Source organism: Marinobacter sp. LV10MA510-1 (genome assembly GCF_002563885.1).
In the GTDB taxonomy this organism is placed as follows: Bacteria; Pseudomonadota; Gammaproteobacteria; order Pseudomonadales; family Oleiphilaceae; genus Marinobacter.
Window position 1 is genome coordinate 2,568,816 of sequence record NZ_PDJA01000001.1, and the last position, 20,655, is coordinate 2,589,470.

The window sequence follows — 20,655 nt, forward strand, 5'->3', positions numbered from 1 at the left end:
GCCTCAACCCTGCTTCAGTGCGTTACGGGCGCGCTCAACGGCTGCCCGAACCTGCGCCGGTGCGGTGCCGCCCAGGTGGTCACGAGCCTGCACCGAGCCTTCAAGAGTCAGCACATCAAATACGTCTTCGCTGATAGTACCGGAAAAAGACTGTAGCTCCGCCAGTGTCATATCTGACAAATCGCGTTTCTGCTCTACGCCAAAGGCCACGGACTTGCCTACCACTTCGTGGGCATCGCGGAACGGCATGCCTTTTTTAACCAGGTAATCGGCCAGATCCGTCGCGGTGGAGAAGCCCCGCTTGGCTGCTACCCGCATGTTGTCGGCTTTGGCCGTAATCGCCGGCACCATATCGGCGTAGGCTCTCAGGCAACCTTTCACCGTGTCTACGGTGTCAAACAGCGGCTCTTTATCTTCCTGATTGTCTTTGTTATAGGCCAATGGCTGGCCTTTCATTAATGTAAGCAAACTGATCAGGTGACCATTCACCCGGCCGGTCTTGCCTCGGACCAATTCTGGCACGTCCGGATTTTTCTTCTGCGGCATAATCGACGAACCGGTGCAAAAGCGGTCCGGCAAATCAATGAAGTCAAACTGTGCCGAGGTCCACAGCACCAACTCTTCGCTGAAACGGGACAGGTGGGTCATCAACAGCGCAGCAAAGCTGCAGAACTCAATGGCGAAATCGCGATCGCTGACCGAATCCAGCGAGTTTTCCGAAGCACGGTCAAAACCCAGCAGTTTGGCGGTCATCAATCGGTCAATGGGATAAGTGGTACCGGCCAGAGCCGCAGCGCCCAGGGGCATAATATTCACCCGTTTGCGGCAATCCTGCAGGCGTTCGCCATCGCGCACCAGCATCTCGTACCAAGCCAGCAAATGATGGCCAAAAGTCACCGGCTGCGCAGTCTGCAGATGGGTAAAGCCTGGCATAATGGTGTCGGCTTCGCGTTCAGCCAGGTTCAGCAGCCCGGCCTGCAGGCGTTTGATCTCCTCGGCTATCACATCAATCTCGTCACGCAAATAAAGTCGGATGTCGGTGGCTACTTGGTCGTTTCGGCTGCGGCCGGTGTGCAATTTTTTACCGGTAATGCCGATGCGATCGGTCAGCCGCGCTTCGATGTTCATGTGCACGTCTTCCAGACTGACCGACCACTGAAACGTCCCAGCTTCGATGTCAGCCTTAACCGCCTTAAGCCCTTCAACAATGGTGTCGCGCTCTTCGTCGGTCAGAACGCCCACCGCTGCCAGCATGGTGGCATGGGCAATGGAGCCGGTGATGTCGTGATGATAAAGGCGCTGGTCAAAACCGACAGAGGCGGTAAAGCGCTCTACAAAGGCGTCGGTAGGCTCGGTGAAACGTCCACCCCAAGGTTTTTCCGAGCTTGAAGCCTGCTCCGGCGATTTGTTATCCGTCATGATCTATAGTTCCTGCTGGCAGCCCGAGGTCACAGGGCCAAAATGGATAAATAAAAAGTAGTGAGAGTATAACATTCTGACCCGGTTAAAGCAGACACCCGGTAACAGCGCAACCGCCCTGGATGCGCGATTTTTTGTGCCAGACCTGTGCCGGGTGCGGGCCTTGTTCATGTTACTGGTTACCAGCGAACTGCTGGTGCTGGTGCTGGCACTGGCAATGGCGCAGACGCAAAACGGCTGGATTGACTGGGGATATTTTGGCTTGCTGTCGTTGTTTGTGCAGTGGACTGTACTCACCAGCATCGCCATGATCTGCCCGCTGCGTCCGCGCCTGGCGCAGCTGTCTGTGGCCAGCGCCACGCTGGTCATTGTTATTCTGGTGCTGGCGGATGTCTTCGCTTTCAGCCTGTTTGCCGACCGGGTGTTGAATCCGGGGCCCGGCGCGCCTCAATGGAATAACATCGCTAAAAAAATGCTACTGGCGATGCTGATCACGTTAATGGCGCTTCGCTACTTTTATCTTCAGCACCAATGGCAACAACAACAGGAAGCCGAACTGCAAGCACGCTTAAGCTCGCTTAAGCTCGCTGCAGAGCCGGATTCAACCCCACTTTTTATTCAACAGTATGAACACCATCGCAAGCTTGATCGCCAGCGACCCCCAGCGAGCGGAAGACGCGGTGCTGGATCTGTCAGAGCTGTTCCGCGCCAGCCTGCGCACCAGCGAACAACTGATCCCCCTGCAGCGCGAACTGGAACTGTGCCAGCGCTATCTGGACATCGAGGCCCTGCGCCTGGGGGATCGCCTGCAACTGCAGTGGCATATCGCTGACGGCCTGCAAAACCAGGCTATTCCGCCCCTAACCCTGCAGCCGCTGGTTGAGAACGCTATTTACCATGGCATTCAGCCCCGCGCCCAAGGCGGCATTGTGCGGGTAGAAGCACAGGCCAGCGGTGATTTTGTATACTTGCTCGTGCAGAACCCGAAGCCCGAGCCCGGCCACGACGGCAACCGCATGGCGCTGGACAATATTCAGGCCCGTATCCAGGCGTTATTCGGCGACCGCGCGGTGCTCAAACACAGCCATCAGGGCGATATTTACACCGTGACCTTGCGCTTGCCCGCGCAGCAAACAGACCGCGATGAAACGCAGCGAAAGACTCTATGGCCAGCCAGAAAATTCTGATTGCCGACGACGAACCCCTGGCCCGCGACCGCATGCGGAGGCTAGTCGACGGACTTCCCGGGTACAGCGTTTGCGGCGAAGCGGTCGACGGCGACCGTGCACTGCAAGCCGTTGCCGAGCTGGAGCCAGACATTGTACTGTTGGACATTCGCATGCCCGGCGCCGACGGCATGGACGTTGCCGCCCACCTGAGCCAGCTTGAACGCCCGCCCGCGGTTATTTTCTGCACCCCTTACGATCACTACGCGCTGCAGGCGTTTGATGTGAACGCTTCTGCTTATCTGATGAAACCGGTACGCAAAGACGCCCTGGCCACGGCGCTGCAACGAGCCGCAAAAACCAACCGCTTGCAACAACAGCCACCTGCCAGCAATGTTCCAGCCGCGGGCGAACTTGCCGTACGCACGTATCGAGGCACCGAACTGATCGATCTGGCTTCCTTGATTTACTGCCAGGCTGACCAGAAATACGTCACCCTGCACCACTTACAGGGTGATGTATTGTGCGACTACACCCTTAAAGAGCTTGAGCAGCATTACGGTGACCACCTTTTAAGGGTGCATCGTAATACTCTTGTTGGCACATGATTTATTCAGGCGCTGCACCGCAATGCCAGCGGCCAGGCGATTCTGGTTCTACGTGATGGCCTTGGCGAGCTGCCGGTTAGCCGCCGCTACGCCAGTGGCTGCACGACTATCGACCCGGCAGACACTAGCGAGCAACCTGGCAGGCATTAGCGAAAAACCTGATTTACATTAGCAAGCAACCTGACTGACCCTAACGAGACTTTTTTTGGGCGACAAGGTACCCTTAATACACATTTAACGAACCGACAGTGAGTGTCATGTCCGCAAGAAATCTTCGCATTGCAACCCGCAGCAGCGCACTGGCGTTGTGGCAGGCAGAATTTATCAAAGCCGAGCTGGAACGATTGCACAGCAACGTCACAGTGGAACTGGTTAAGATTAAAACCCTGGGTGACAAGATTCTGGACGTGCCACTGGCCAAAGTGGGTGGCAAAGGCCTGTTCGTCAAAGAACTGGAAGAAGCCATGCTCGATGGCCGGGCCGACCTGGCCGTGCATTCCATGAAAGACGTGCCCATGGCATTCCCGGAAGGTCTGGGTCTGGTGGCCATCTGCGAGCGTGACGACCCCACTGATGCCTTTGTCAGCAACCATTTCAGCAGCCTGGATGACCTGCCGCAGAACGCGGTAGTGGGTACGTCCAGTCTGCGCCGCGAATCTCAATTGCGGGCCAACCGCCCGGACCTGCAAATCCGCATGCTACGGGGCAATGTAAACACCCGCCTGGCAAAACTCGACGCCGGCAATTACGACGCCATTATATTGGCCAGCTCGGGCCTGAAGCGACTGGGTTTCGAAGCCCGTATTCGCAACTGCATGCCAGACACGCTCAGCCTGCCAGCTGTTGGCCAAGGGGCTTTAGGCATTGAATGCCGGCTTGACGATCAGGAACTGCGGGCCATGCTGGAGCCGTTGAATCACACCGACAGTGCGGACAGGGTTAAAGCCGAACGCGCGTTGAATACCCGCCTTAACGGTGGCTGCCAGGTACCCATTGCCGCCTACGCGCTGCTGGAAGACAACGACATGTTGTGGCTACGCGGCCTGGTGGGCGCAGTGGACGGCAGCCTTATTTTCCGCGCCGAAGGCCGCGTACACCGCAGCGAAGGCGAACGCCTGGGCCGCGAATTAGCCGAAAACCTGCTGGCACAGGGCGCTGACAAAGTACTGGCTGAAGTCTATGGCTACACTCCGACCTGAGTCTGCGTTACTGCCCCTTGCGGGGCGGCGCATTCTTATCTGCCGCCCACAGCCAGAGGCTGACCGCCTGGCGCTGGCCTTTCGGGCAGCCGGAGCACAGACCGAGTGCCTGCCGCTGATTGACCGCGCGCCGCTGGAACTGAGTGCAGAACACCAGACCCACATTCAAAACCTGGATCTGTTCCAGCACATTGTTGCGGTAAGCCCTTACGCTGCGCGCCAGCTGCTGGAGCAGGTTGACGCCTGGTGGCCGCAGTTGCCCGAAGGCACTCATTGGTATGGCGTAGGCGCCGGCACCGCTGCTGAACTGTCACGCTACGGAATTACTGCTCGCAAGCCCGCACAAGGTTGGACCAGCGAAGCGTTACTGGCATTGCCGCCGCTACAAAACCTGGTAAACCAGCGAGTTTTGCTGGCCCGCGGCGGCGAGGGTCGCGACTTATTGCGGAACACCCTGCGCCAGCGGGGCGCACGAATAACTGTGCTACCCTTATACCAACGTTTCTGTCCGCAGTATTCCGCGGCACAACTGGCGCATACTCTGGATGATTTTAACCCGGACGCCGTAATTACCCTATCCGGTGAAACCCTGAAAAATCTCGTCGCGCTGTGTGCGAAGAACGACCATAATCTGTATCGAAAGCTATTGATTGTGCCCGTGGAGCGGGTAGCCGAGCAGGCTCAGGCAGCCGGCTTCATGAATCCCCATGTTCCAACGGGCCTGACAGACAACAACATAGTGGCCAGTGTAACAGCTCAACTCACTGGTCGGACGGTGGCCCTGTAACCGCGAAGTAAGGATGCCCGTGACCGACACACAAAAACAACTTCCTGCCCCCATAGCCCAGCAACAGCAGCCGGCGCGAACGCGTATCTGGCCGCTGTGGCTGATCAGCATAATTGCTTTGGTTCTGGTGCTGTTACTGGTGCTCTGGAACTGGCAGCAGTGGAATAACAACCAGGCCAGCCAGCAAGTCCTTAAAGACCTGCAACAGGAAACCGCCCAGCTTGATTCACGCTACGGTGAACGCGGCAGTCAGCAGGCTCAGCGCTTGCAGTCGCTGACCGACGCGGTGGCCGCACAGCGAGAACTGATTGCCACCCAACAGCGGCAGATAGACCACAACGCCACCACCCTGCTGGAAGCCGGCAATCGAACCCGCACCGACTGGTTGTTGGCCGAAGCCGAGTATCTGTTGCGGGTAGCCAATCAACGCCTGCTGATCGAAAAAGACATAAAAGGTGCGGCTTCTGCGCTTCAGGCTGCAGATGACGTATTGGCCGAGTCGGATGATATTGGCGTGTATCCGGTGCGCCAACAATTAGCTCGGGAAATGCTGGCACTAAAGAGCATTGTCGCGGTGGATAGAACCGGCCTGTACCTTCAACTGGAAGCCGTTATAGACAGTGTTCATCAGCTTACCGATCAGGCGCTGATTCATGAAAACGCGCCCGGCTTTACGCTCACTGCCGATGCCTCTGACATCGACGCAGGCGAACCCAATATGGCGGCTCGCGCCTGGCATTCGTTTACTGGCACACTCAAGGAAGTTGTTGTTGTCAGGCGGCTGGACGAACAGGTAAAACCCTTGCTGTCACCGGATCAATCCGCCTATGCCCGCCTGAATCTGCAGCTGATGCTGGAAGAAGCTGAGCTGGCGGTGCTGCGCGGCAACCAGGAGCTGTATCAAAAGTCCCTGGAAAAAGCCCGTACCACGGTGCAGGAATGGTATAACGCCGACAACCCCCGTGTTGGAGCCCTGGCAGACACTTTGGGCGAGCTGGCCAGCCACAATGTAGACCCCGAGCTGCCCGACATAAGCCGCTCTCTGGCACTGCTAAAACAGCGCGTTGCCGGCCGCGGCGCGAGCGGTAATGGCGATCAGGATGCGTCCACAAACAGCGATGACCAAAATGGCGATACGCCAGCCGATGGGGCCACCGGTAGCGGAGACAACTCATGATCGGTTTGCTGGTCATTATTGTACTGGCGCTGCTGCTAGGAACCGGGCTGGCGTTCGGCCTGCAGTATGACTTGGGCTACATTCGAGTCAGCTTTGGCAACTATCTGGTAGAAACCAACTTTTGGGTGGGCCTGGCACTGCTGGTGGCATTGATCGTGCTGACAGTCATGCTGGTAGGCTTGGTGCGACGTTTACGCAACGGCACTAGTGCGCTGTCGGGGTGGATAGCCCGTGGCAAAGAGCGACGAGCGCGCCGCCGCACCACTCAAGGACTGCTGGCACTGGCCGAAGGCAACTGGCCGCGGGCAAAAAAGATACTGACCTCGTCCGCAAGCAACGCTGATACGCCGCTGATTAACTATCTGGCAGCGGCACAGGCCTCGTTTGAATGCGGCGACCACGAAGCGGTTGACGAACTGCTGCGCAAAGCGTTTGAGAGCACCCCGGGGTCTGATATGGCCGTCGGCATTACCCAGGCCCAGCTGCAGTTGGCAGGCAATCGGGTGGAGCAGGCCCTGGCCACTTTGCTGCGCCTGCGCAAGCAGTCGCCTCATCATCCATTTGTACTCAAGCTGCTGAAAAGCGCCTACTTACGCCTGGAAGACTGGCGCGAGCTGTCCAAATTGCTTCCGGAATTGCGCAAGTACAACATTCTTGTTCCGGCTGAACTGGACGATCTTGAGCGCCAGACTTGGCACAACCTGTTGGAGCAGGCCGCCAGCAAGTGCCGTAAGGAGCAAGCCAGCAATCCCGCCGCCAGCCTGGATCCACTCACCGGTCTGTGGGATCAGTTACCCAGCTCTATGCGCCGTGACGAACGCACAATCTTCAATTACACCAGCCTTCTGGCGGGCCTGGGGGATGAGGCACAGGCCGAAATACTGCTGCGCAAGGTGTTGCGTAATCACTGGAGCGACGAGCTGATTAATCTTTACGGCCGGGTAGAAAGCCAGGCACCTGACGAGCAACTGCTACTGGCGGAACAGTGGCTGAAAGACCGCCCCAATAACGCCGAACTGTTGTTGGCGCTGGGCCGGTTAAGCCTTCGCAATGAGCTGTGGGGAAAGGCGCGAGAGTACTTTGAAACCAGTCTGAAACTGCAGCGCAAACGTGAAACCCTGGCAGAGCTGAGCCGGTTGAACGCCCATATGGGGCACGACACCGCCAGCATAAATCTGCTGATGCAGAGCCTGGAAAAGGATAACGGCCTGCCCCGCCTGCCTATGCCAAAAGCCTGACAGTTGGGGTTGGGGCCGAGTGCGCGCCACGGCTATAACCGCGGCGCATATTCCAACACATCTGAAAAGAACACGTCCGCTGGCATTCCGGCGTCTTTTAAAGCGTCCATCAGGGTGTACACCATGGTGGGCGAGCCACTGGCGTGTACTTCCACATTGTTCAAATCAATGTTTGCGCCCAACACAGCATGCGCCAGCTGGTCATGGTGCCCGGACCATTCGTTGTCTTCGTTATCACCCACCACCGGCACAAAGCGAAATTGCGGCCAGTCTTTGGCCCATTGCTCGGCCAGGCTTTGCAAATACAAGTCCTGTCGCTGGCGCACGCCCCAGAACAACACCACCGGCTGGTTGTAATCGGTGCTGCGCAAGTACTCTATCAGGCTCTTCATTTGCGCAAATCCGGTGCCTGCTGCGATTAATAGCAGCGGCTTTGTGGGCATCGCCGCCAAACAGGCTTTACCGTGGGGCAATTCCACCATCACTTCGGCGCCCACTTGCAGCGCGTTTACAATGATCTGCCCCGACGCCCAACCCGGCGAGGCCTGAATGTTCAATTCTATATTGGTCTGCTGCGGACTGCTGGCAATGGAAAAATAGGCAGGGCCGGCGTTATCCAGGTGAATCGCCAAATACTGGCCAGCATGGAACGACAGCTCGCGGCGCCGCGATAATTGCAGTTCAATCCGAAAAATATCGTGATTGAGTTTGCGGACGTCCAGCACTTTGGCAAGGACTTTCCGCGGCGGATTACTTCCAGCAGCGATCACAGACGTTATCTCCAGTTCCACATCACCCAGGGCCCGAGTACGACACAGCATCAGGCGGCTGGCAACAGCTAGTGTATTTTGATTTCTCGTGTTTACAGCCGCGCCGGCAAGCATGCGAGCTTCACAAATCTCGCACACACCGTTGCGGCACGCCATAGGCACTGCAATACCTGCAGCCGCCGCTGCGCTAAGCAGGTCGTCACCGGCTTTGGCCCGATATTCCAACCCGCAGGGCTGTAACCGGACCCGGTAACTATCCGCCATATCAGCCGGGGCGGCCGGGCACGGTTTCAACCCCGGACTTCGCCGGCAAGTTAATGCCCAAGCTATCCCAGAGTTCATCCACCCGCTGTTTTATCTCGGGAGTCATGGTGATGGGCTCGCCCCACTCGCGGTCCGTTTCACCAGGCCACTTATTCGTCGCGTCCATGCCCATTTTCGAGCCCAGGCCTGATACCGGTGAGGCAAAGTCCAGATAGTCGATAGGCGTGTTTTCTACCATCATGGTGTCACGGGCCGGGTCCATACGGGTGGTCATAGCCCAGATAACATCTTCCCAGTTGCGGGCATCAATATCGTCGTCAGTCACGATAACAAACTTTGTGTACATAAACTGGCGCAGGAATGACCACACACCCATCATCACCCGTTTGGCGTGTCCCGGGTATTGCTTTTTCATGGTTACGATTGCCAAACGGTATGAACAGCCCTCTGGCGGCAGATAGAAATCAACAATCTCGGGAAACTGCTTCTGCAGAATGGGGATGAACACTTCGTTCAGCGCCACACCCAGAATCGCCGGCTCATCGGGCGGGCGACCGGTGTAGGTGCTGTGGTAAATAGGATCTTTACGATGGGTGATGCGTTCGACCGTGAACACCGGAAACTGGCCAACCTCGTTGTAGTAACCGGTGTGGTCACCAAACGGGCCTTCCGGCGCCATGTCGTCCGGGTAAATAAACCCTTCCAACACAATCTCCGCGCTTGCGGGCACCTGCAGGTCACTCAACCCAGCCTTCACCAACTCGGTACGGCTGCCACGAAGCAAACCTGCAAAGGCGTATTCTGACAGCGAATCCGGCACTGGCGTCACCGCGCCCAGAATCGTTGCGGGGTCTGCACCAAGGGCAACAGCCACCGGATACGGCTGGCCCGGATTGGCTTTCTGCCAGTCACGAAAATCCAGCGCACCACCACGGTGGCTGAGCCAGCGCATAATCAAGCGATTGCGCCCGATCACCTGTTGGCGATAAATACCCAGATTTTGGCGCTCTTTGTGGGGGCCACGGGTAATGACCAGCGGCCAGGTAATCAGCGGGCCAACATCCCCCGGCCAGCAGTGCTGCACGGGTATCTGGTAAAGGTCGACTTTGTCTTTTTCGATCACCACGTCCTGGCAGGGAGCAGAGCGCAACACTTTCGGGCTCATGCGCATAACCTGGCGGAACAGCGGCAGTTTTTCGATGGCGTCTCTGAAGCCCTTGGGGGGATCGGGCTCTTTCAGGAACGCCAGCAATTTGCCGACGTCGCGCAGCGCGGTAACGTTCTCTTGCCCCATGCCCAAAGCAACCCGCTTAGTGGTGCCAAACAGGTTGGCCAGCACGGGCATGGAATACCCTTTAGGATTTTCAAACAGCAAGGCCGGTCCGCCAGCACGCAGTGTGCGGTCGCAGATTTCGGTCATTTCCAGGTGAGGATCTACTTCGACTGAAATGCGTTTGAGTTCGCCCAGCTTTTCCAGCTGGTTGATAAAATCCCGCAGGTCGTTGTATTTCATGCTTTGCTCCGGTTAGTTCCGGTCATGTACGTGAGTTCTGGGAAATTGGTTCTGGTTAAGCGTTCAAACGATTGAACTCGGAGTACGAACAAGATGAGGGACCGCATTCTGGGAGCCGTGCCGGGGGAAAACTTTCCTCCGGCACGGCGCAACACCCCAAACAAATGCGCAAGAAATCTTAGCGGCGCTTCATAGACTGGAAGAACTCGTCGTTCGTCTTGGTGTCTTTTAGCTTATCCAGCAAAAAATCGATGGCTGCGGTGTCGTCGTCCATGGAGTGCAGCAGCTTGCGCAGTATCCACACTTTCTGGATGTCGGCTTCGCTCATCAGCAGGTCTTCGCGGCGGGTGCCGGAGCTGCGAATGTTGATGGCCGGGTAGGTACGCTTTTCGGCAATCTTGCGATCCAGGTGGATCTCCATGTTGCCGGTGCCTTTGAATTCTTCGTAAATCACTTCGTCCATTTTGGAACCGGTGTTTACCAGAGCCGTGGCAATAATGGTCAGGCTGCCGCCTTCTTCCACATTACGCGCGGCGCCGAAGAAACGCTTGGGCTTTTCCAGGGCGTGGGCGTCAACACCGCCGGTCAGTACTTTGCCGGAGGATGGAATCACGGTGTTGTAGGCCCGAGCCAGACGGGTAATGGAATCCAGCAGGATAACCACGTCTTTTTTGTGCTCAACCAAGCGCTTGGCTTTTTCGATAACCATTTCTGCCACTTGTACGTGCCGGGCTGGCGGCTCGTCAAAGGTTGACGCAATCACTTCGCCGCGCACGGTGCGCTGCATTTCCGTTACTTCTTCCGGGCGCTCGTCAATCAGCAGCACAATAATGTGACATTCCGGATGGTTACGGGTGATTGATTGGGCAATACTCTGCATTAGCAGGGTTTTACCGGCCTTGGGCGGCGACACAATCAAACCACGTTGGCCCTTACCAATAGGCGCAACCAGATCCAATACACGGGAGGACAAGTCCTCCGTGCTGCCGTTACCGGCTTCCAGATGCATGCGCTCGTCTGGGAACAACGGGGTCAGGTTTTCAAACAGGATCTTGTTACGGGCGTTATCGGGTTTGTCGAAGTTGATCTCGCTGACCTTCAACAGCGCAAAATAGCGCTCGCCGTCTTTGGGCGGGCGAATTTTCCCGGAAACGGTGTCGCCAGTGCGCAGATTAAAGCGGCGAATCTGGCTGGGTGACACGTAAATGTCGTCAGGACCCGCCAGGTAGGACGCATCCGCAGAACGGAGGAAACCAAAACCGTCCTGCAGAATTTCCAGTACGCCATCGCCGTAGATGTCTTCTCCGCCTTTGGCGTGGCGTTTGAGTATAGTGAAGATAACGTCTTGCTTGCGCGAGCGTGCAAGATTATCGAGGCCCATTTCTTGCGCAATTTCGAGCAATTCGGGCATGGAATTCTGTTTGAGTTCAGTAAGATTCATAGTTTATTGAATTTTCAGGAATGGAAGAAAGCGAGCGTTAGGGTGAAGGGGTGCCCCGGAACGGATTGATAATACAGTCTAAAGAACGGGATGCTGGCCAGATAGAGCAACCGGGAGATAATAAAGTCCGGAATATGAGTACAGAAGCCAGAGAGTGGGAACAATCGTTCGCCGGGCAAGAACGATAATCTGCTACCTCGGCGCCGAATGTCAAGGCCAGAGCCGAAAAAACCACCAATTTCGCAACGGATTGCGCGTTCAGGCCGTTTTATTCTGGCTTCGCTTACATTCAAAGGCTTGCCTTGGGCGGTTTGGTAAGCGTTGTACGGTGCCTCTGCGTCTTGGGCTGTTCCCCACAAAGAGTTACTCCCCTTCCATTAACGCCCCGCGATGCGGATACTAAAGACCACACTTTTTCACACTTTCTATCGCCGAAAACAGGAGCCGCCCATGAGCAGCAAGCCAAGCCAGGAACTGATTCCTATGAATATTGCCATATTGACAGTGTCCGACACCCGCGGCGAAAGCCAGGACAGCTCCGGCCAGTTTCTGGAAGACAGCGTGGTCGAGGCCGGCCACAATCTGATTGCACGGCGCATTTTGCCAGACGATGTCTATTTGATGCGTGCGTTGATCAGCGGCTGGATAGCCGACCCACAGGTTCATGCCGTTATTATTACTGGCGGCACCGGCTTTCATGAGCGCGACAGTACGCCAGAGGCCCTTGGGCCCTTGCTGGACAAAACCATCGAAGGTTTTGGCGAAGAATTCCGCCGCTTGTCGGCCGCAGAAATTGGCACTTCGACCATCCAGTCCCGAGCGTTTGGCGGACTGGCCAATCATACGGTCATATTCTGCCTGCCTGGCTCTACCGGCGCCTGTCGCACCGGCTGGAACGGTATTCTGTCCACCCAACTGGACAGCCGCCACGGCCCTTGCAATTTCTCTGCACTGGTCGGGCGCAAGCCGGAGCGGGTAACAGAGCGTCTGAATCAAGTGATTGGTAAGCGCGCTCTGCGCTAGCAAATAAGGTAGAAATCGCGTTAACAGCCCATCAGTTATCCGATTTTCACGCCTAACCACCCCTAACAAAGAAAGCAGGTACCATGGCCGCCGTCGATCTGACCCCCGTTGAAAATGCCATTCAGCATTTGCTGACCCTTGCCACGCCGCCAGCGGCGGTTGAGCTTATCCCGGTTCACCGGACTCTGGGCCGGGTGTTGGCTCGGGACTACACCGTGCCCGCCGATGTGCCGCCAGCCGATAACAGCGCGGTAGACGGCTATGCTCTGCGCACAGAGGATTTTCAGCCGGGAAAGCCGCTGTTGATTTCGGCGCGCATTCCCGCCGGCCAGGCACCAGGGGCGTTGGTTGCCGGCACCGCCGCACGGATTTTCACGGGTTCTGAAATCCCGTCAGGTGCCGATACCGTTGTGATGCAGGAACGTACCAGGGTTGATGCCGATGGCGTGCTGATCGACGGCGACGTAAAGCTCGATCAGAACATCCGCCGTCGCGGCCAGGACCTGACCGCGGGCGACTTGGCACTGGCCCAAGGCACCCTGATTCGCCCCCAGGAAATGGGCCTGTTGGCCAGCATGGGCATTGCCGACGTTGAAGTGTTCGAAAAGCTGAAAGTGGCGATACTCACCACCGGCGATGAACTGGTTGACCCGGGCACACCGCTCGAAGCCGGTCAGATCTACAACACCAACCGCTACACCTTGTTAGGCCTGCTGGATCAAGCAGGCTGCGAAGTCGTGCTGTGTGAGAGCTTGGCGGACACCCGCGAGGGTACCCGATCAACTCTGCAACGGGCAGCCAAAGCCGCCGACCTGGTGATCACCAGTGGCGGCGTGTCTGTGGGTGAAGAAGACCACGTGCGCGCAGTATTGGAAGAATTCGGCCAGCTATCACTGTGGCGCATGGCGATCAAACCCGGCAAGCCGCTGGCGTTTGGCGATATCGGCGGCACTCCGGTACTGGGCTTACCCGGCAATCCAGCGGCGGTGCTGGTCACATTTTTGGTGGTAGGCATGCCGTATATTCGCCAACGCCAGGGGCGCCTGCAGATCCATCCTTTAGGGCAGCAGGTCGCGGCCGGATTCAGCGTGGCGCCGGCCTCCGTGCGGCGGGAATTTGTGCGAGCAAGGCTGGAGCAGGATCGTGGCACTACCATCATCAAAGCGTTCCCCAACCAGAGTTCCGGTATTCTCAGTTCAGCCTGCTGGGCTGATGGCCTGGCAGTAGTTCCAGAACACAGCACCCTGAGCCCTGGCGACACCATCACTTACTTTCCGTTTTCTGAATTGGTGAGCTGACCATGCCTGAACAGACCCTTAACGTCCGTTTTTTTGCCCGCCTGCGCGAAGAGCTGGGCATCGAACATTTAACCATGCCGGCACCCGCAGGCCAGACCGCCGCAGACCTGCTGGCCACCCTGGCCAACCGCGGTGGGCCCTGGACCCAGCTGAACACCGGCCAACCGGTGATGATCGCCATCAACCAGGCCATGGCAAAACCACAATCACCCGTTAAACCAGGTGATGAAGTCGCGTTTTTCCCACCCGTCACAGGAGGTTAGTGAATGTCACAAAATTCTTCTGTCTGCTCGCAAGCTGTGCCCAGCGTCAGTATCCAAAACTCGGATTTTGATGCGACGCAGGAATACGCGCAACTGCGCGACAGCGGCGCGGGCACGGGCGCTATCGCCACATTCACCGGACTGGTTCGCGACAGCGGTGATCGCCAGGGCGTAACCGGACTGTTTCTGGAACATTACCCGGGCATGACCGAGCAGGTCATCAGTGATTTGGTCGCACAGGCTGGCCAGCGCTGGGATGTGCGCAAAGCGCGAGTGATACATCGCATAGGCCGATTGCCCCTGCAGTCACAGATTGTGTTTGTAGGTGTATGCAGTGCCCACCGGGGCGATGCCTTTGCCGCCTGCGAGTTTATTATGGACGCACTAAAAACTTCGGCGCCGTTCTGGAAGAAAGAGCTGACAGACGCAGGTGAGCACTGGGTCGAGCAGAAAGCGTCAGACGTTGCGCGCACAGAAGGTTGGTAGCAAGAACGTTAGTCCTTCAGATCCTGCGGCCGATTGCGGTTGGTGAACAGCTCAGAGGCCGCAGGGCAATCTACAGACTGAGCCTGTTGGCTGCGGGCAAACATCATAACGCGGCGGTTATCATTACGCAGCTGCTGCTCAAGTGCAGCCGCCATAGCCACCGGATAAACTCCGTGCAACGGGTGGTCGCGCCCGTCGCACCGGGCTATCACTGGCTGACCGGGGGCACTGTACCAAGCCTGCAGCAGCAGCTGCATTAGCGCAGGGGTAACGCCCGGCGTGTCGCAGGGGCACACCAGCACAGCCCCGTTTCCACGGGCCTCGGCCTTCCGCAAACCTGCTAACAGGCCCGCCAGTGGCCCTTGCCCGGCAAACTCTGGGGCGTCAGTGAACACGTCTCCCAAACGGCTGTATTCCTCCAGGGAACGGTTGGCGCTGATCAACAGCGAACCGGTTGCGGCTTTCAGGGCTTCTGCAACCCAGACTGCCATGGGCTTGCCACGCCAGTGCATCATGCCTTTGTCTTTGCCATCCATTCTTGTACCCGCGCCGCCTGCCAGCAACAGACCGGCTACCAGAGAGGGCGCTTGGGAATCGTTGGTATCAGCGTTCATCACTTTCCCTTTATGGCCGTATTGCCTGGCACCATAAAAAAACCGCCCGAGAGCAGCGCTCCGGGGCGGTTTTTCAGCCTGGCTTTTCAGTCGGCTTTTCAGTCGGCTATGTAATCAGAGATTGCTGTCCAGAAACGCTGCCAGCTGGGACTTAGACAGAGCTCCCACTTTGGTTGCGTCTACATTGCCGTTCTTGAACAGCATCAACGTAGGAATACCACGAATGTTGAACTTGGGTGGCGTTTGCTCGTTCTCATCAATGTTGAGTTTACAGACTTTCAGCTTGCCGGCGTATTCCTCGGCAATTTCTTCCAGCACCGGCGCGATCATTTTACAGGGGCCACACCACTCAGCCCAGTAATCCACCAGTACCGGCACGTCAGACTGCAGTACGTCCTGTTCAAAAGAAGCATCGGTTACGTTAACAATATTTGCGCTCATTCTCATTTCCTGTTTCTGGCATCTGCCCGGTAACAGATGCAGTTAGCTGTATTGACTATCGCTGTCATTTTGAAAACTGCGCGATAACCCACGCTCTCTTCGTGAACCATGCTTTCATTAACCAATACTTTACGCCATTGCTCCGTCTGTTGTGAAGTCTTCGCTGACAGGCGGGGTAAATCCCTGCCCGTTAAACCAGATGAGGCCAGGCTGGCTGACAGGCCCTCGGGTTATCGCTATAGTACGCCCTACGTTCATCCCACAAGGATTCATAACCCCGTGACGGCAGAACCCAACGCCGAAAACGTTTCCGCGCCTCCTGATATGCTTGCCGCTATCGATATGGGCTCAAACAGCTTTCACATGGTGGTCGCGCGCCTGGTACACGGTGAAATTCGTACCCTGGAAAAAATGGGCGAAAAAGTTCAGCTAGGTGCCGGGCTTGACGCCCAGAACCGTCTGACCGACGAAGTTCAAGAGCGAGCCCTGGCCTGCCTGAGCCGCTTTGCCCAGCGCCTGCAGGGCATGCCACCGGAAGCCGTGCAAATTGTTGGCACTAACGCCCTGCGCATTGCTCGCAATGCCAACGAGTTTCTCAGCCGCGCTGAGGACGTGCTGGGCTACCCGGTAGAAGTGATTGCCGGGCGCGAGGAAGCGCGACTGATCTATCTGGGCGTTGCCCACACCCTTTCTGACGACACCGGCCGCCGGTTGGTGATCGACATAGGCGGTGGCAGCACCGAATTCGTGATTGGCCAGCGCTTTGAGCCGGAAGCCCTGGAAAGCATGCACATGGGCTGCGTGTCGTTTAGTAATCGCTACTTCCAGGACGGAAAAATCAGCCGTCGCAGTTTAGATAACGCCATCACCCACGCCGAGCAAGAGCTGCAGAGTATTCGCCGCCAGTATCGGGCAATGGGCTGGCAAAGCGCTGTGGGTTCTTCAGGGTCGGTAAAAGCCATTGGCCAGGTTCTGGCCACGCTCAAGATTACCGATGGCACCATTACCCTGGAAGCTATGCAGGAACTGCGTAAACGGCTGGTCAGCATGGGCCACGTTGAGCGGTTAGGCGAACTGGGTGTACGCCCAGACCGGCAAAGTATTTTTCTTGGCGGTTTCGCCATTCTAATGGGCGCGTTTCAGTCACTGGGCATTGAAACCATGAGTTTTGCCGATGGCGCGCTGCGCGAAGGCCTATTGTACGGAATTGTTGGGCGAATACGCCATGAAGACGTGCGGGAACGAACCATTTCCGCGTTACAAGAACGCTACCACGTTGACCAGCTGCACGGCGCCGCCGTAGAAGCCAGCGCAGTGGCTGCCTGGGCACAGGTCGCAGAAACCTGGAAGATAAACAGTTTCAGTGACGAAGACACCCTGCGCTGGGCCTGCAAGTTGCATGAAATCGGCTTAACCATCTCACACAGTCAGTATCACAAGCACGGCGCTTATCTTTTACAATATTCGGACTTACCCGGTTTTACTCAGCAGTTCCAGTGGGATCTGGCGGCCTTGGTGCGTGGGCATAGGCGCAAGTTTACCGCAGCCATTTGGGCGGGAGCCTTAGTGGAAGAGGTCCCCCGCTTGCGCTATCTATGCATACTGGTGCGCCTGGGTGTGCTGCTGCAGCACGCCCGCAATCTGGAAGAACCACCAGAGCTGACGCTGGAAGCGTCTGCGAACAAGCTCAGCATCCGCTTCCCGGAGGGCTGGCTGGAACAGCGCCCACTCACCCTGGCAGACCTCGAAAACGAACGGGACTACCTGCTGCGGCAGGACTTCAGCCTGGACATTATTACCGAACAAAAAATCACTGAATAAGAAGTCACCGAACAGGAAACCGGCCAAAAGCGCCGGTTTCTGCTGCAAAGTGGCAAAACAACCTTAACTTTCCAGTTCCGCTTCCAGAGCTTCAACCGTTTCACTGACCTCCAGCCACTGGGCTTCTACAGCTGCCATTTTTTGGCGCGCCTCGGCCTGCCGTCCCAACAGCGTTTTCAACTGCTGTTTGCCGCTGTCACTGTACAGCGCCGGATTGGTCAGCTCGGCGTCCATCTCCGCCAGCGCAGCCTGCATGCTGTCCATCTGTTTTTCCAGTGTGGCCTGCTGTTTGCGAAACGGGCTGATTGTCTGGCGCACGGCCGCCTCGGCGCGCTTGCGGGCCTTGCGGTCATCGGCACTTTCACCGTTGACTGCCGCGTCCTGGCCACCTTCTGCAGCAACAGACTGCCGCTTGGGTGCCTCGGTGTCGTCTTTGCGGCGATCAGCCAACCAGCGTTCATAATCCTCCAGGTCGCCCTGGTACTCAACAACGCGGCCATCGTTCACCAACCAGAACTCGTCCACGGTGTTGCGCAGCAAGTGGCGATCATGCGACACCACCACAATGGCCCCATCAAAGTTCTGCAGGGCCATGGTTAGCGCTTGGCGCATTTCTAGATCAAGGTGGTTGGTAGGCTCATCCAAAAGCAGAAGATTGGGCCGTTGCCAGGCGATCACCGCCAGCGCCACCCGAGCTTTTTCGCCGCCGGAAAAAGAACGTATCGGTGACAGGGCCGCATTGCCATGAAAGTCAAAACCACCGAGAAAATTGCGAATACTCTGATCCGACGCCCGCGGGCTCAAACGCTGCAGGTGCAAAAATGGGCTGGCGTCCAGATCCAGAGATTCGAGTTGATGCTGGGCAAAATAACCAATGGCCAGATGCTCGCCGCAGGTGCGCTCACCGTTAATCAGCGTGGCCTCACCCCGCAGACTGTCCATAAGGGTAGATTTACCCGCGCCATTAGGGCCAAGCAGGCCAATGCGGCTGCCCGGCAACAGGCTCAGATTCAGGTTGCGCAGAATCGTCACGTCACCGTGGCCGGCCTGGCCCAAACGAATACTCAGCAGCGGGTTTGACACTTTTTCGGCTAAAGGAAATTGAAAATTAAACGGTGAATCAATGTGTGCAGGCGCAATTTTTTCCATGCGCTCCAAAGATTTCACTCGGCTCTGAGCCTGACGAGCCTTAGTGGCTTGGGCCTTGAATCGGTCAATAAAACGCTGAATTTCAGCAATACGCACCTGCTGACGCTCAAATCCGGCCTGCTGCTGTGCCAGGCGCTCGCTGCGCTGAACTTCAAAAGCTGAGTAATTACCGCTATACAGTGCCAGATCACGCCGATCAAAGTGCACAACATGTGTCGCGACACGATCCATAAAATCCCGATCGTGGGAGATGAACAACAGGGTTCCGGAGTAACGCCGCAGCCAGTTTTCCAGCCAAAGACAGGCGTCCAGGTCCAGGTGGTTGGTCGGTTCGTCCAGCAGCATCAGATCGGACGGGCGCATCAGCGCCTGAGCCAGATTCAGACGAATCCGCCAGCCACCAGAAAAGCTCGATACCGGGTGATCAGCATCACCATCACTGAAACCCAAGCCGCGAAGCAGAGTCTCAGCGCGACGCGATGCAGACCACGCCTCGTGCAGGTCTAGCTCGCCATGGACACGGGCCTGGGCCAGGTTGTCTTGTGCGGCTTCCGCTCGTGCCAGTTCGTGTTCAAGACGACGCAAGTCGAAATCACCGTCTAATACAAAGTCCCGCGCGCTACGCCCGGTCGCCGCCACTTCCTGCGCCATGTGAGCGATGCGACAGCCTCCGGGCAGAGAAAAATGACCCTGCTCTGGCGCCAAATCACCCAATAAAAGCTGGAACAAACTGGACTTGCCGGCGCCGTTAGCACCCACAATGGCCATGCGCTGGCCCGGTTGCACGGTCAGGCTGACGCCTTCTAGCAACCACGCACCGCCTCGTTGTAAACTAAGATCATTAATTGTTAACATGTTTTAATTCTGGCACTTTAATAATTTCAGGGAAGCCTTGGACACTGCACCGGACGATATCGCGATCATACCGCAAACCTCGGCCAGCCTGGCACTGCCGGCAGATTTGCAGACCGACACAAAGCTTTGGTCTTTTGCCTTATCATGCTGGCAAAAACCGGGAGTAGCATCTGCCTGCCTGTTGTTACAACAACAAGGCTGGAGTGTGACCCGCATTCTATGTGCGGCCTGGCTGGCGAATCAGCGCAGAACTTACACCGGGCTAGAAGCCGTTACGGTAACAGAGTGGCGCAACCGTGTAACCGGGGCACTGCGTGATGTAAAAAGGGCGCTGCCGAAAGAGTCGGAAAGTTGTTATGAATTGCGCGCAGGCGTGGCTCGCCTGGAGCTTGAAGCAGAGCGTGTCGAACTCGCTCTGGCGTGGCAAGTACTGAATACTGAAACAGAAAAACCGGCAATGCAAGATCGCGACATTTTGATCATCGGCAATCTTACAGCAGCGGCGCCTTGTGCAGACAGCGCACGGGCAGCTGCCTCAGATATTCATCAACTAGCGTCTGCTTTGACTTTTTCGCGCCCCGGAGCGCAATCAACATGATGATTAAATGGCTGGTACGACTAGCCTTTCCTGCCCTGGGCGTATTGGTATTGCTGATCGTGCTTGGCTTGGGAACCCCCGAGCAACAAGTAGCACAGCCGTTGGCTAAAGAAACAAAGCCAACAGACATTCCCGCCTTCGAAACGCTGGTTCCAGACTCAGTGGTGATTGAGTCGCCGGACATCATTTTCAAGTGGCAGGATACCGATGGTAACTGGCACTATGCTGACCAGCCACCGCCTCGGGGGCCTTGGAACACCTTGGCCATAGAACGGCCGACTCCGTCCCGCGGCGTGACTGGCAGTGCTGAACCTGGAGCTGGCTGGCAGACACCGTATACCGCACCATTCAACATGGGCGCAGGCGCTTCAGGCAGTTAGTAGGTGCTTCGGGCAGTAACGTGATTTTTTGCCCGGCCATTAACAGATGTTCAGTGGCGTAAAGCCGGCGATATAGGTACCTTTTGCGCCAGCATTACATCGACTACCCTCAATCAGCCAGCGCCGGCCAAGTCCGGACATTGCG

General features: G+C 56.9%; 19 protein-coding genes and 1 pseudogene. 13 read left to right on the forward strand and 7 right to left on the reverse strand.

The features are described 5' to 3' along the window. Positions 1–3: 3 nt before the first annotated feature. Positions 4–1,419, reverse strand: a complete 1,416-nt coding sequence (gene argH / locus ATI45_RS12310; RefSeq protein ID WP_098419744.1) for an argininosuccinate lyase — start codon at positions 1,417–1,419, stop codon at positions 4–6. Between the two features lie 118 nt (positions 1,420–1,537). Between argH and ATI45_RS23160 the strand changes: the two are divergent. The 6 genes and pseudogenes from ATI45_RS23160 to ATI45_RS12340 all read left to right on the forward strand — a co-directional run bounded on the left by ATI45_RS23160 (position 1,538) and on the right by ATI45_RS12340 (position 7,594). Beyond that, positions 1,538–2,606 (forward strand): annotated as a pseudogene (locus ATI45_RS23160) (sensor histidine kinase). Next, positions 2,585–3,193, forward strand: a complete 609-nt coding sequence (locus ATI45_RS12320) for a LytR/AlgR family response regulator transcription factor (protein ID WP_416376668.1) — start codon at positions 2,585–2,587, stop codon at positions 3,191–3,193. Before ATI45_RS23160 ends, ATI45_RS12320 begins: the two are co-directional and overlap by 22 nt. Positions 3,194–3,450: 257 nt before the next feature. Continuing rightward, positions 3,451–4,392: a hydroxymethylbilane synthase gene (gene hemC / locus ATI45_RS12325; RefSeq protein WP_098419745.1), complete on the forward strand. Its 942-nt coding sequence runs from the start codon at positions 3,451–3,453 to the stop codon at positions 4,390–4,392. Then, a complete protein-coding gene (locus ATI45_RS12330) occupies positions 4,373–5,179 on the forward strand; it encodes a uroporphyrinogen-III synthase (protein ID WP_098419746.1) in 807 nt (268 codons plus the stop codon). Before hemC ends, ATI45_RS12330 begins: the two co-directional genes overlap by 20 nt. A gap of 13 nt (positions 5,180–5,192) precedes the next feature. After that, positions 5,193–6,356 carry a uroporphyrinogen-III C-methyltransferase gene (locus ATI45_RS12335; RefSeq protein ID WP_098419747.1) on the forward strand — a complete coding sequence of 388 codons (1,164 nt, stop codon included), beginning with the start codon at positions 5,193–5,195 and terminating at the stop codon, positions 6,354–6,356. Continuing rightward, positions 6,353–7,594 carry a heme biosynthesis HemY N-terminal domain-containing protein gene (locus ATI45_RS12340; protein WP_098419748.1) on the forward strand — a complete coding sequence of 414 codons (1,242 nt, stop codon included), beginning with the start codon at positions 6,353–6,355 and terminating at the stop codon, positions 7,592–7,594. The genes ATI45_RS12335 and ATI45_RS12340 overlap by 4 nt, the downstream gene beginning before the upstream one ends. A gap of 32 nt (positions 7,595–7,626) precedes the next feature. Here the strand turns inward: ATI45_RS12340 and ATI45_RS12345 are convergent, their stop codons facing one another. From ATI45_RS12345 to rho, 3 genes are all read right to left on the reverse strand, one after another. Continuing rightward, the gene (locus ATI45_RS12345; protein WP_098421737.1) at positions 7,627–8,628 is read right to left on the reverse strand and encodes a 2Fe-2S iron-sulfur cluster-binding protein; all 1,002 of its coding nucleotides are present in this window, start codon (positions 8,626–8,628) and stop codon (positions 7,627–7,629) included. A 1-nt stretch (position 8,629) separates the two neighbouring features. After that, positions 8,630–10,141, reverse strand: a complete 1,512-nt coding sequence (gene ubiD / locus ATI45_RS12350) for a 4-hydroxy-3-polyprenylbenzoate decarboxylase (RefSeq protein WP_098419749.1) — start codon at positions 10,139–10,141, stop codon at positions 8,630–8,632. 178 nt (positions 10,142–10,319) lie between these two features. Beyond that, positions 10,320–11,582 (reverse strand): transcription termination factor Rho, encoded by a 1,263-nt coding sequence (rho, locus tag ATI45_RS12355; RefSeq protein ID WP_098419750.1) that lies wholly within the window; start codon positions 11,580–11,582, stop codon positions 10,320–10,322. A 450-nt stretch (positions 11,583–12,032) separates the two neighbouring features. Here rho and moaB point away from each other — a divergent pair, with 450 nt between their 5' ends. From moaB to ATI45_RS12375, 4 genes are all read left to right on the forward strand, one after another. Next, positions 12,033–12,605 carry a molybdenum cofactor biosynthesis protein B gene (gene moaB, locus ATI45_RS12360; protein WP_098419751.1) on the forward strand — a complete coding sequence of 191 codons (573 nt, stop codon included), beginning with the start codon at positions 12,033–12,035 and terminating at the stop codon, positions 12,603–12,605. A gap of 83 nt (positions 12,606–12,688) precedes the next feature. Further along, a complete protein-coding gene (glp, locus tag ATI45_RS12365) occupies positions 12,689–13,903 on the forward strand; it encodes a gephyrin-like molybdotransferase Glp (protein WP_098419752.1) in 1,215 nt (404 codons plus the stop codon). Positions 13,904–13,905: 2 nt separating this feature from the next. Next, entirely contained in the window at positions 13,906–14,166 is a 261-nt protein-coding gene (gene moaD, locus ATI45_RS12370; protein ID WP_098419753.1) for a molybdopterin converting factor subunit 1, read from the forward strand. Positions 14,167–14,169: 3 nt separating this feature from the next. Next, complete coding sequence (locus ATI45_RS12375) at positions 14,170–14,652, forward strand: molybdenum cofactor biosynthesis protein MoaE (protein WP_098419754.1); 483 nt, start codon at positions 14,170–14,172, stop codon at positions 14,650–14,652. Between the two features lie 8 nt (positions 14,653–14,660). Here the strand turns inward: ATI45_RS12375 and mobA are convergent, their stop codons facing one another. Next, on the reverse strand, positions 14,661–15,266 hold the full coding sequence (mobA, locus tag ATI45_RS12380; protein ID WP_098419755.1) for a molybdenum cofactor guanylyltransferase MobA: 606 nt from the start codon (positions 15,264–15,266) through the stop codon (positions 14,661–14,663). 114 nt (positions 15,267–15,380) lie between these two features. After that, positions 15,381–15,707 (reverse strand): thioredoxin TrxA, encoded by a 327-nt coding sequence (gene trxA / locus ATI45_RS12385; RefSeq protein ID WP_018402620.1) that lies wholly within the window; start codon positions 15,705–15,707, stop codon positions 15,381–15,383. 279 nt (positions 15,708–15,986) lie between these two features. On the opposite strand from trxA, the gene ppx reads away from it, so the two are divergent. Then, on the forward strand, positions 15,987–17,528 hold the full coding sequence (gene ppx / locus ATI45_RS12390) for an exopolyphosphatase (RefSeq protein WP_098419756.1): 1,542 nt from the start codon (positions 15,987–15,989) through the stop codon (positions 17,526–17,528). 63 nt (positions 17,529–17,591) lie between these two features. Here ppx and ATI45_RS12395 read toward each other — a convergent pair whose 3' ends face one another. Beyond that, positions 17,592–19,532: an ATP-binding cassette domain-containing protein gene (locus ATI45_RS12395; RefSeq protein WP_179888408.1), complete on the reverse strand. Its 1,941-nt coding sequence runs from the start codon at positions 19,530–19,532 to the stop codon at positions 17,592–17,594. 37 nt (positions 19,533–19,569) lie between these two features. Between ATI45_RS12395 and ATI45_RS12400 the strand changes: the two genes are divergently transcribed. Together ATI45_RS12400 and ATI45_RS12405 are read left to right on the forward strand one after the other, a co-directional pair. Beyond that, complete coding sequence (locus tag ATI45_RS12400; RefSeq protein WP_098419757.1) at positions 19,570–20,130, forward strand: TIGR02444 family protein; 561 nt, start codon at positions 19,570–19,572, stop codon at positions 20,128–20,130. Further along, on the forward strand, positions 20,127–20,510 hold the full coding sequence (locus tag ATI45_RS12405) for a DUF4124 domain-containing protein (protein WP_098419758.1): 384 nt from the start codon (positions 20,127–20,129) through the stop codon (positions 20,508–20,510). Before ATI45_RS12400 ends, ATI45_RS12405 begins: the two co-directional genes overlap by 4 nt. Positions 20,511–20,655 lie beyond the last annotated feature (145 nt).